The sequence below is a fragment of the Paracoccus marcusii genome (assembly GCF_006151785.1).
Classification (GTDB): Bacteria; Pseudomonadota; Alphaproteobacteria; order Rhodobacterales; family Rhodobacteraceae; genus Paracoccus; species Paracoccus marcusii.
Map to the genome: position 1 here is coordinate 1 of NZ_VDDD01000124.1, position 10,001 is coordinate 10,001.

The 10,001-nt window shown below is 66.9% G+C and carries 12 protein-coding genes and 1 tRNA gene; 5 read left to right on the forward strand and 8 right to left on the reverse strand.

The window, feature by feature from the left end; all coding sequences use genetic code 11:
* The 3 genes from FHD68_RS15415 to FHD68_RS15425 all read left to right on the forward strand — a co-directional run.
* On the forward strand, nt 1–944 hold a 944-nt coding region (locus FHD68_RS15415; protein WP_244297888.1), incomplete at its 5' end, for an FGGY-family carbohydrate kinase.
* Nucleotides 928–1,641 carry an SDR family oxidoreductase gene (locus FHD68_RS15420; protein WP_139086163.1) on the forward strand — a complete coding sequence of 238 codons (714 nt, stop codon included), beginning with the start codon at nt 928–930 and terminating at the stop codon, nt 1,639–1,641. The genes FHD68_RS15415 and FHD68_RS15420, both read left to right, overlap by 17 nt.
* A 26-nt stretch (nt 1,642–1,667) precedes the next feature.
* A complete protein-coding gene (locus FHD68_RS15425) occupies nt 1,668–2,396 on the forward strand; it encodes an SDR family oxidoreductase (RefSeq protein WP_139086165.1) in 729 nt (242 codons plus the stop codon).
* Here FHD68_RS15425 and hydA read toward each other — a convergent pair.
* Genes hydA through FHD68_RS15450 form a run of 5 tightly spaced genes read right to left on the reverse strand, consistent with a single transcriptional unit; the run spans nt 2,393 to nt 7,270 of the window.
* Nucleotides 2,393–3,796 (reverse strand): dihydropyrimidinase, encoded by a 1,404-nt coding sequence (gene hydA, locus FHD68_RS15430; protein WP_127899190.1) that lies wholly within the window; start codon nt 3,794–3,796, stop codon nt 2,393–2,395. The genes FHD68_RS15425 and hydA overlap by 4 nt on opposite strands.
* Nucleotides 3,793–5,022, reverse strand: a complete 1,230-nt coding sequence (locus FHD68_RS15435) for a cysteine desulfurase-like protein (RefSeq protein WP_240542450.1) — start codon at nt 5,020–5,022, stop codon at nt 3,793–3,795. The genes hydA and FHD68_RS15435 overlap by 4 nt, the downstream gene beginning before the upstream one ends.
* 12 nt (nt 5,023–5,034) lie before the next feature.
* Complete coding sequence (locus FHD68_RS15440; RefSeq protein WP_127899191.1) at nt 5,035–5,772, reverse strand: amino acid ABC transporter ATP-binding protein; 738 nt, start codon at nt 5,770–5,772, stop codon at nt 5,035–5,037.
* A gap of 1 nt (nt 5,773) precedes the next feature.
* On the reverse strand, nt 5,774–6,445 hold the full coding sequence (locus tag FHD68_RS15445) for an amino acid ABC transporter permease (protein WP_127899192.1): 672 nt from the start codon (nt 6,443–6,445) through the stop codon (nt 5,774–5,776).
* Nucleotides 6,446–6,490: 45 nt separating this feature from the next.
* Nucleotides 6,491–7,270: an ABC transporter substrate-binding protein gene (locus FHD68_RS15450; protein ID WP_164871455.1), complete on the reverse strand. Its 780-nt coding sequence runs from the start codon at nt 7,268–7,270 to the stop codon at nt 6,491–6,493.
* 99 nt (nt 7,271–7,369) lie between these two features.
* Here FHD68_RS15450 and FHD68_RS15455 point away from each other — a divergent pair, with 99 nt between their 5' ends.
* Nucleotides 7,370–8,119, forward strand: a complete 750-nt coding sequence (locus tag FHD68_RS15455; protein WP_239441311.1) for a FadR/GntR family transcriptional regulator — start codon at nt 7,370–7,372, stop codon at nt 8,117–8,119.
* Between the two features lie 81 nt (nt 8,120–8,200).
* Nucleotides 8,201–8,277 (forward strand) — tRNA-Met (locus FHD68_RS15460).
* A 58-nt stretch (nt 8,278–8,335) separates the two neighbouring features.
* Here FHD68_RS15460 and FHD68_RS15465 read toward each other — a convergent pair.
* The 3 genes from FHD68_RS15465 to FHD68_RS19925 all read right to left on the reverse strand — a co-directional run bounded on the left by FHD68_RS15465 (nt 8,336) and on the right by FHD68_RS19925 (nt 9,993).
* Entirely contained in the window at nt 8,336–9,364 is a 1,029-nt protein-coding gene (locus tag FHD68_RS15465; RefSeq protein ID WP_240542451.1) for a tyrosine-type recombinase/integrase, read from the reverse strand.
* A gap of 207 nt (nt 9,365–9,571) precedes the next feature.
* Complete coding sequence (locus FHD68_RS15475) at nt 9,572–9,835, reverse strand: hypothetical protein (RefSeq protein WP_127899195.1); 264 nt, start codon at nt 9,833–9,835, stop codon at nt 9,572–9,574.
* Nucleotides 9,836–9,846: 11 nt separating this feature from the next.
* Nucleotides 9,847–9,993 (reverse strand): hypothetical protein, encoded by a 147-nt coding sequence (locus FHD68_RS19925; protein WP_425277554.1) that lies wholly within the window; start codon nt 9,991–9,993, stop codon nt 9,847–9,849.
* Nucleotides 9,994–10,001 lie beyond the last annotated feature (8 nt).

Consider the following 10,001-nt stretch of genomic DNA (forward strand, 5'->3'; position numbering starts at 1 on the left):
CCCTTGGCGCGGGCCTGACCGCCGATGCGGCGCGCGCCATGGGCCTGCGGCCCGGCATCGCCGTCGGCGCAGGGCTGATCGACGCGCATGCGGGCGGGGTCGGCACCGTCGCCGCGATGGGCGATCCGGTCGACACGGTGGGCTATGTGTTCGGCACATCATCCTGCACCATGACCACGACGCGGAACCCGGCCTTCGTGCCGGGCGTCTGGGGGCCCTATTTCTCGGCCATGGTGCCGGGCATGTGGCTGAACGAGGGCGGGCAGTCGGTCGCGGGCGCGGCCATCGACCACCTGCTGCGCCTGCACCCCGCCCACGACCAGGCGACCGATGCTGCCCGCGCGCAGGGCCGGTCCCTGCCCGAATGGCTGGCGGACCAGGCCGCGCCCGACGCCGTGCGGCAGGCGGCCCACCTGCACGTGGTGCCCGAATTCCTGGGCAACCGTGCGCCCTTTGCCGACCCCCATGCCCGCGCCATCGTCAGCGGCCAGGGGATGGACACGGACCTGGCGTCCCTGATCTCGCTGTATGTCGCGGGGGTCTGCGGGCTGGGTTACGGCCTGCGCCAGATCATCGCGACCCAGGCTGCCCACGGGGCACCGGTCGCGCGCATCGCCATCAGCGGGGGCGCGGGCCGCCATCCGCTGATCCGCAAGCTGCTGGCCGATGCGACCGGCCTGCCCGTGGATGCCGCGGCGGCGGACGAGCCCGTGCTGCTGGGCGCGGCCATGCTGGGCGCGGTCGCGGGCGGGGTGTTCCCCGACCTGGCATCGGCCATGCCAGCCATGTCGCGCGTCCAGACCACCCATCACCCCGACCCCGACAGCCAGCGGCTGCACGCCGCGCGCCATCGGGCCTTCCTGACGCTTCAGGCCACCGCCCGCGACCTGCGCGGCGACATCGACGCCGCATTGAGAGGAGACCACGATGCCCTTCACGGATAGATCCGTCATCATCACCGGCGCAGGCAAGGGCATCGGCCGGGCCACCGCCATCCTGCTGGCCGAACGCGGCGCGCGGGTCACGGCCATCAGCCGCACGCAATCCGACCTGGACAGCCTGGACGCCCGGGCCATCGTGGCCGACCTGTCCGACCCCGCGGCCGCGCGTGATGCCATGGCCCAGGCCGGGACCTGCGACTTCCTGGTCAACTGCGCCGGCACCAACGTGCTGGAGGGGCTGCTGGATCTGACCGATGCGGGCTATGACACGGTGATGGACATCAACCTGCGCAGCGCGCTGATCTGCGCGCAGGAGTTCGCCCGCGCCCGGATCGCCGCGGGCGGCAGCGGGGCCATCGTCAACGTCACCAGCATCGCGGGCCATCGCGGATTCCCCGACCACGTTGCCTATGCCGCGTCCAAGGCGGGGCTGGAGGGCGCGACCCGCGTCATGGCGCGCGAACTGGGTCCCCACGGCATCCGCGCCGTGGCCATCGCGCCGACCGTCACGCTGACCGAACTGGCCGCCGCCGCCTGGAGCGCGCCGGCCAAGCGCGACCCGATGATGGCCCGCCACCCGATGGGCCGCTTTGCCGAGGCCGAAGACGTGGCCCGCGCCATCGCGCTGCTGCTGTCGGACGATGCGGGCCTGATCACCGGGGCGGTCCTGCCCCTTGACGGCGGCTTCCTGGCCGTCTGACCGAACACCATCCCAAGGAGAATACCATGTCCCAAGACCTGCACGGCAAGGTTGCCGCGATCACCGGGGCCGCATCGGGCATCGGGCTGGCCGCCACGCGCGCGCTGCTGGAGGCGGGTGCCCGCGTGGTGCTGATCGACCGCAACGCCGACGCGCTGGACGCGCTGACGCGCGAACTGGGCGCAGACGCGATCGCCCAGGTTACCGACCTGCTGGACGCGGACAGCTGCAACGCGATGGTGCCGCAGATCCTGGACAAGGTCGGCCAGATCGACATCATGCTGTGCAACGCGGGCAGCTATATCGGCGGCGATCTGGTCGACACCAACCCGGCCGCCATCGACCGCATGCTGAACCTGAACGTCAACGCGGTGATGAAGAACGTCCATGCGGTGGCACCCCACATGATCGAACGCGGCACGGGCGACATCATCGTCACCAGTTCCATCGCCGGACACGCACCGATCCACGTCGAGCCGGTCTATACCGCGTCGAAATGGGCCGTGACCTGTTTCGTCCAGACCATGCGCCGCCAGCTGATGGGCCATGGCGTGCGGGTGGGACAGGTCTCTCCGGGGCCGGTCATCTCGGCCCTGCTGGCGGATTGGGAACCCGAACGCCTGCAGCGCATGAAGGATGCCGGCGCCCTGATCGAACCGGTCGAGGTCGCGGACGCGCTGATGTACATGCTGACGCGCCCGCGCAACGTGACGATCCGCGACATGATCGTGCTGCCCAGCAACTTCGACGTCTAGGCGAACGCCTCGCTGGTGGCGCGCGACAGGTGCCCCCCGGTGGGATCGCCCACCGGGACGCCGTCCTGCGCGATGGTCCGGCCGCGCAGCAGGGTGCGGACCGGCCAGCCGGTGATCTCCATCCCCTCGTAGGGCGTGTAATCGCAGCCGTGGTTCAGCTGCGCCTGCCGGATCGGCCGGGTCAGGGTCGGGTCCCACAGCGCCAGGTCGGCATCCGCGCCGATGGCGATGCTGCCCTTCTGCGGATAGAGGCCATAGAGCCGCGCGGGGTTGGTCGCGGTCAGCGCCACGAACCGCTGCAGGCTGATGCGCCCCTTGCCGACGCCTTCGGAAAACAGGATCGGCAGGCGGGTTTCGACCCCCGGAATGCCGTTCGGCACGTATTTGAACGACGATCGCGCGCGGGGCGTGTCCTTGCCCGTGGCGTCGATGCGAAACGGGCAATGGTCGGACGAGAAGATGTCGAAGGTCCCGTCCCGCAGCCCCTGCCAGATCGCCGCCTGGCTGTCCGCATCGCGCGGCGGCGGGGAACAGACGTATTTCGCGCCGTCGAAATCCATGTTCAGCCCGCGCAGGTCGTCGGCGGTCAGGGCGACATATTGGGGGCAGGTTTCGGCGTGAACTTTTAGGCCGCGGGCACGGGCCCACTGGATCTGCTCCATCGGGTCGCGGCCCGAGACATGGACGATCACCACCGGCACGTCGATCAGCTGGGCGTGGCTGATGGCGCGGTGCGTGGCCTCGCGTTCGGCGATCTGGGCATGGGCCTGACCGTGGTAATAGGGCGCGGTGCGGCCCTCGGCCTCCAGGCGGCGGGTCAGGTGGCGGATCGCGTCATGCCCCTCGGCATGGACCATGACCAGGGCGCGTTCGCGGCGCGCCACCTCGAACACGTCCAGGATCTGGGCGTCGTTCAGGACCAGGTCGTCATAGGTCATGAAGACCTTGAAGGACGTGTACCCTTCGCGGACCAGCGCCGGCAATTCCTGCCCCAGGACCTGAGGGGTTGGGTCGCTGACGATCAGGTGGAACGACACGTCGGTGTGGCAATGCCCCTTCGCCTTCTGGTGGTACTCCTCGACGCAGGCGCGCAACGACTGTCCTTTGATCTGCAGCGCAAAGGGCAGCACGGTCGTGTTGCCCCCCGCCGCCGCCGACCGGGTGCCGCTGACGAAGCCGTCCGCCATGGTCGTGCCGTCCGAGGTGGGCTGGTCCAGATGCACATGCGCGTCGATCCCGCCCGGCAGGACCAGAAGCCCCGTCGCGTCGATCCGGTCGGCCCCGGTCAGCCCCTGCCCGATCTGCGCGATGCGCCCGTCGCGGATGCCGATATCGGCGACATAGCTGTCGGCGGCGGTGACGACCGTGCCGCCCGCAATGACCAGGTCCAGCCCGCTCATGCGACGATCCGGGCCAGCGCGTCGGTCAGGCGGTCGACCTGATCCAGCGTGTTGTAATGCACCATCGACACGCGCAGCACGCCGCCGTTCTGATCCTCGCCCAGATGCTCGACCAGGCGGCGCGAATGGAAATCGCCGAACCGCATGGCGATGCCGTGATCGTCCATCGCGCGTGCGACGGCGCCGGAATCGATGCCGTCGAACTTGAACGCGATGGTCGGCACGCGGGTGCTGTCGCGGTTGACCGATCCGCCGATGACGCGGCAGTCGTTGCGCGCTGACAGCCAGGCCAGCAGGCGGTCGGTCAGCGCATCCTCCTGCGCGGTGATCAGATCGAAGGCGGCCTCCAGCAAGGCGCGGTCGTCGCCCGTCGCGCCGTGGTGGCGGGCCAGCGTGGTCAGGTATTCAAGGATGCCGTCGGTGGCATAGGCGGCCTCATAGCTGGGATTGCCCGGCTCCAGCTTGGCCAAAACCTTATCCTTGCCATAGAAGTAATGGTACAGCCCGTCCAGTTCGGCCAGCAGGTCGTATTTCCCGTACATCAGCGCCCCGTGCGGGCCATAGGCCTTGTACAAGCTGAAGACATAGTAATCGACATCCCAGGCCTGAACGTCGATCAGCCGGTGCGGCGCATAGGCGACCGCATCGACGCAGATCCGTGCGCCGCGGTCATGGACGAAGCGCGCGAAATCCGCGACGGGATGCACCTGCCCCAGGATGTTGGACACATGCGTCACGCAGACCAGACGGGTGCGGTCGGTCATCAGCGGGGCCAGATCGGCCAGCTGCAGGTCCATTGTGTCCGCGTTCAGCGGCCAGACCTTGATGACGACGCCGAACTCCTGCAGCCGGGTCCAGGGACCGATATTGCTTTCGTGATCGGCCATGGTGACGATGACCTCGTCGCCCGGCACGAACTGGCGGCGCATGGCCTGCATCAGGTTGCCCATCAGCACCGTGGTCGAGGGACCGAAGACGATCTCCTCGGGGCGGGCGGCATTGACCAGCGTCGCGGCGGCGCGACGGCCCGCCATCAGCGCCTCGGCCGCGGCCTGCGACACCGCATAGCTGCCCCCAATCTGGACGTTGCGGTGCGTCAGGAACTCGACCATGCGGTCCAGCGCGGGCTGGGCGATCTGCGCGCCGCCGGCATTGTCGAAGAACACCCAGTCCTGCGTCAGGCCGGGGAATTGGGACTGCACATAGGCCATGTCCAGCTGTGTCATCGGGGTCGTCCTTCAGTGGTTCAGCACGGCGCCCAGGAAATTGCGCGTGCGTGGTTCTTGGGGGTCGGACAGCACCTGCGCGGGCGGTCCCTGTTCGACGATCTGGCCCGCATCCATGAAGATGACGCGGTCGGCCACCTGGGACGCGAATCCCATCTCGTGCGTGACGACGATCATGGTGGTGCCCGTCCGGGCCAGATCGCGCATGACGTCCAGCACCTCGCCCACCATTTCGGGGTCCAGCGCGCTGGTCGGTTCGTCAAACAGCATCACCTGCGGCTCCATCGCCAGCGCCCGGGCGATGGCGACGCGCTGCTGCTGGCCGCCGGACAGATGCTCTGGGTACTTGTCGGCCTGGCTGGAAATGCCCACGCGGGCCAGCAGGCGGTCGGCCTGGGCCGCGGCATCCGCCCGCGTGGTGCGGCGCACGCGGCGGGGCGCCAGCATGACGTTTTCACGCACCGTCAAATGCGGGAACAGGTTGAAGGACTGGAACACCATACCGACCTCGGCACGCACGCGGGCCAGCGCACGGCCGGTGGTGACGGGGGTGCCGTCCACGCGGATCTCGCTTGCGGGGTCGAACCCCTCCAGGCGGTTGATGCAGCGGATCAGGGTCGATTTGCCGGACCCCGACGGGCCGATGATGCACACCACCTCGCCCTTGGCGACGTCCAGGTCGATGCCGCGCAGGGCCTCGAAGCTGCCATAGGATTTCCGCAGGTTGCGGATGCTGACGAAACCGGCCATCTCAGCGCCTCCGTGCCGCAAAGCGGCGTTCCATGCGCGACACCAGCGCGACCAGCGGCCACAGGAACGCGATGTAGATCACCGCGGCCACAATCAGCGGCGTGGGGTTCGCGGCCAGGGCCTGCGCCTGCGTCGCCTGTTTCAGCAGGTCGGGCATGGCCACGACCGATGCCAGCGCGGTGTCCTTGACCACGTTGATCGAATTGTTGGTCAGCGGCGGGATGACGATTCGCACCGCCTGCGGCAGGATCACGTCGGCCATGGTCTGGCGCCCGTTCAGGCCCAGGGCGGCGGAGGCCTCGAACTGGCCCTTGGGAATCGCCTCGATGCCGGCGCGAAAGATCTCGGCCGTATAGGCGCCCGACACCAGCGTCAGCGCGCTCATGGCGGATGCGAATGGCGACAGGCGCAGGCCCACGAAGGGCAGCGCGTAATAGACGATGATCAGCAGGACCAACAGCGGGATCGACCGGAAGGTGTCGATATAGAGCCGTGTCACGAACCGGACCGGGCCGGGCCCGTACAGCCGCGCCATCGCCAGCCCCAGGCCCAGCACCAGCCCCGCGACGATGCTGGCCGCCCCCAGCTGCAGCGTGATCCACAGACCCTGCAGCAGCATGGGAAAGGTCCGCCGCATCACCTCGGCGTTCAGGAAGGTGTCGAAGATATCCATGTGCATCCCTTCGGGTCCGGGACGGGCCCGGACCCGGCTGTCGGATCAGTTGAGCGTCGGCATCGGCAGGACGGTGACGGTGGACGACCCCGCATCGGGGGCGACGCCGAACCACTTCTCGTGCAGCTCGGCCACCACGCCCTCGGTCTTCAGCGCGTCCAGGATGGTGTTGACCTCGGTCGCCAGTTCGGCGTCCTTGGCGAACATCATCGAATACTTCTCTCCGGTCGGGATGCGTTCGACGACGGCCAGCTGCGGCTTGTCCTTGACGTAGTACTGCAGCGCCGGGATGTCCGACACGTACCCGTCGATCCGCCCCGCCTGCAGGTCCAGCATCGCGGGCGCCAGCCCCTCATAGCGGCGGATGTCGGCGAACCCGTATTCGGCCTGGTTCTCGGTCGCCCACATGTCGCCGGTCGATCCGGTGTCGACGCCGACGACCTTGTCCTTCATCTCGGCCAGCGATTTCGGCCCCTCGGCCAGGGCGGTCAGCGACTGGTCGCTGTCGTAATAGGGCTGGGCGAAGGTCACCGATTCCAGGCGTTCGTCGGTGATGGTGATGGAGCTGGTCGCGATGTCGATCCGCCCCGACTGCACGGCAGAGAACAGCCCGTTGAAGGGAATGTTCACCGTCTCGACCTCGGCGCCCATGCGGTCGGCCACGGCGGCGACCAGGTCGATCTCGAAGCCCACGAACTGGCCGGCATCGTCCTGGAACTCCCACGGGACGTTGCCGATGTTGGCGCCCACCGTCAGGGTCTCCTGTGCCGACGCGGCAAGGGCCGAACCGGCAAGCAGCGCCAGTGCCATGGTCGTGCGGCGCATCCTTTTTCCGTGCATCATCATCTCCCCGTCTTTATGATTCTGGATTGACCGGCCAAACCGGTCTGACCAGTATCAAGCCACGGGCCGATCCGGTTTGCAATGGCCGTGGTTCCTGTGCAGATGGATGGCGGACGGGATGCCGACGGAAAGGGCAATGCGCGGGTGATGTGGGACAAGGGACCGGTGACGCAGACCATCGCGCGTCGCCTGCAGGAGATGATCCGGTCGGGCGAACTCAAGGCCGGAGAGCGGCTGCCGTCGCAGCGGGTGCTGTCGGAACAGCTGAACGTGTCGCGCCCGTCGCTGCGCGAGGCGCTGCTGACGCTGGAGACGTTGGGCCTGGTCCAGACCCTGCCCGCACGGGGGACCTTCGTGATGGACCCGGCCACGCGGCCCGCTCAGACGACATGGCGCTATGACGATGCCCACGATCTGCGCGAGGTGTTCCAGACCCGCCTGCTGATCGAGGGAGAGCTGGCGCGGCTGGCCGCATCCGCCATCACCCCCGATGCGCTGGCCGGCCTGCAATCGGCCGCCGCCCAGTTCGAGAAGGCCTGGGCGCAGGGCGACCTGGTCGCCCATGTGGACGCGGACCTGGCCCTGCATCAAGGCATCGCGCAGGCCTGCCCGAACCGGATGCTGGCCACGTTGTACAGCACCGTCAGCCAGCTGCTGACCGAGACGCAGCGCCAGCCGATCCCGAACACCGACCCCGATCGCATGGCGCAGTCCATCGCCGAACACCGTGCCATCCTGGCCGCGATGGAACGGCGCGATCCCGACGCGGCGCAGGCGCATATGCGCGACCACATCCGCAACACCGCGCGCTGCGCGGGCGTGCAGATCTAGCGCCCCGAACGCTCTGCGCGCGCTTTTTGGCAAAACCCGCTTGACGGCCCTGCGCCAGTCTTTTAGATCGCCGCTACTCGTGGCGGAGTAGCTCAGTTGGTTAGAGCAGCGGAATCATAATCCGCGTGTCGGGGGTTCGAGTCCCTCCTCCGCTACCATTGAACTTCCAACGTTTTTTCTGTGTTAAGTGTTTAGCACTATAGAACAGTTGGGCGTTTAGTTGGGAGTCTTAGTTGCCTCCTCGTATATTTCCCGCTTCCGAATAGCTGAAATTCCCAGTGCTGAGTCGCGTTTGAGATAGTGGGAATCGAGAATCGCTTCGACTTGCTTCAGCCCGTGCCCGGTAATCGTTCCGATTTCAGGCGTGGTTGCGCCTGCCAGCGCAAGACGTGTGACAGCCGTGCCGCGCAGGTCGTGGAAGGTCAGCCCATCAATGCCAGCAGCAGCGCAGGCGGTGCGCCAGGACGATCGGAAACCCGACTCTGTCCATGACGCATTGCGCGATGTGGCAAGGATAGTGCTGATCGTCCGATCCGTGCTGTCGAGAATCTGCTTAAGAGGTTCGCCCACGGGGATAGATACACGGACGCCGGTCTTGCTCTGCCGCAGGCGGATCGTCTCGCCGTCATAGGCGGACCATTGAAGCCGCAATAGGTCGCCTTGCCGTTGCCCTGTCCACAGCGCCAACATGAACGCCAGCCCAATGTGCGATGGGGCCTTTTCTAGAAGACGCTTCTCGTCGTCGGTGGTCCAGATTGAGTCGATCCGTTTCGACCGATAGGTTTTGCCGGGGCGCTCGACGGGATTCATCGGCACAAGCCCACGGTCAAAGGCCCATGCGATAATCAGGGCAAGGACTGACAAGGCGTAATCGGCCTGTCGGCGGGATGACTGCGCCAAGCGGTCGCGCCAGTGCAGAAACTCGCCACGGGTTCGGCGGTCTGACAGCGCAGCAATCGGGAAGTCCCCAAAGTCGGTTTCGATCTTGCGGATCATGCGAACATAATCGCGCCGTGTCTTACCGCTAAGATCTTTGAAGCGGGCGCTTTGCTGGTAAGCGTTCAAGACGCTTTGCAGAGTGCCAGTAGGCTGCGCCTCATTTGCCGCAATCGCTTGATTGAAAGCTGCCAGAAATGCAGGCTCGCCAGGCTTGCCGGGAAGACGCGGGCCACCTTTCCAGGCGTAGTAGTAGGTGACAGAGGTGCCATCCGCGAGTTTCTTAGAAACCTTGTTAAGCCCTTTCATTCGAACTCGCATCGCGTTTGGCCTTCCATGTCTCGAATGGGTCTGAGACTGCGCCAGACGGGGCCTGCGCCCCCTGCACGCTAATTCTGATGGTGCCGTCAGGGGAAACCTCAACCGCCCCCACAGTCAAGCCTGCCGCCTGTGTGGCCTTTACGGCCCTCACGAGGTCAGTCTGCTTAAATGTGGAAGCGGCGCGGCCCATTGTCTTTAGCCCTTAAACCCTGACAGGCGAGCGCGCTCCTTGGCGTTCTCCTCGGCAATCTTCGCCAATTCGGCAGCCTCGGCCTCGCCCGCCTTTTCCTTGGCGGCGATCGCGTCGATCTCTTCCTTGGTGGCGTTGCGTGCAGAGCCCATCTCCATCAGCGAGCGCGCCTGGATCGGGGGCGAGTCGAAGGTCTCGCCGACTTCGACAGTGTGTTCTTCAGCGACGCCGGGAAGGATGATCTTCGTCAGAGCAGTGATCTTTGCCATTTCAGTTTTCCTTAAAAGCCGGACAGGCGGACGTGGACTGTGCCAGCCGATGCAGCAGCAGCCCGGCTGGCGCCCATCAGCAGCGTGCCGACACCCGGCCGCGACAGGACCCAGGCCAGCGCCGCCTGCGCCATCGGGACGTCCAGCTCGGCCGCCACCTCGCGCA

Bases quoted from the DNA above. Each gene is read 5' to 3' on its own strand.
- FHD68_RS15420 (WP_139086163.1), top strand. From the start codon at position 928: ATGCCCTTCACGGATAGATCCGTCATCATCACCGGCGCAGGCAAGGGC.
- FHD68_RS15425 (WP_139086165.1), top strand. From the start codon at position 1,668: ATGTCCCAAGACCTGCACGGCAAGGTTGCCGCGATCACCGGGGCCGCA.
- hydA (WP_127899190.1), bottom strand. From the start codon at position 3,796: ATGAGCGGGCTGGACCTGGTCATTGCGGGCGGCACGGTCGTCACCGCC.
- FHD68_RS15435 (WP_240542450.1), bottom strand. From the start codon at position 5,022: ATGACACAGCTGGACATGGCCTATGTGCAGTCCCAATTCCCCGGCCTG.
- FHD68_RS15440 (WP_127899191.1), bottom strand. From the start codon at position 5,772: ATGGCCGGTTTCGTCAGCATCCGCAACCTGCGGAAATCCTATGGCAGC.
- FHD68_RS15445 (WP_127899192.1), bottom strand. From the start codon at position 6,445: ATGGATATCTTCGACACCTTCCTGAACGCCGAGGTGATGCGGCGGACC.
- FHD68_RS15450 (WP_164871455.1), bottom strand. From the start codon at position 7,270: ATGCGCCGCACGACCATGGCACTGGCGCTGCTTGCCGGTTCGGCCCTT.
- FHD68_RS15455 (WP_239441311.1), top strand. From the start codon at position 7,370: ATGGCCGTGGTTCCTGTGCAGATGGATGGCGGACGGGATGCCGACGGA.
- FHD68_RS15465 (WP_240542451.1), bottom strand. From the start codon at position 9,364: ATGAAAGGGCTTAACAAGGTTTCTAAGAAACTCGCGGATGGCACCTCT.
- FHD68_RS15475 (WP_127899195.1), bottom strand. From the start codon at position 9,835: ATGGCAAAGATCACTGCTCTGACGAAGATCATCCTTCCCGGCGTCGCT.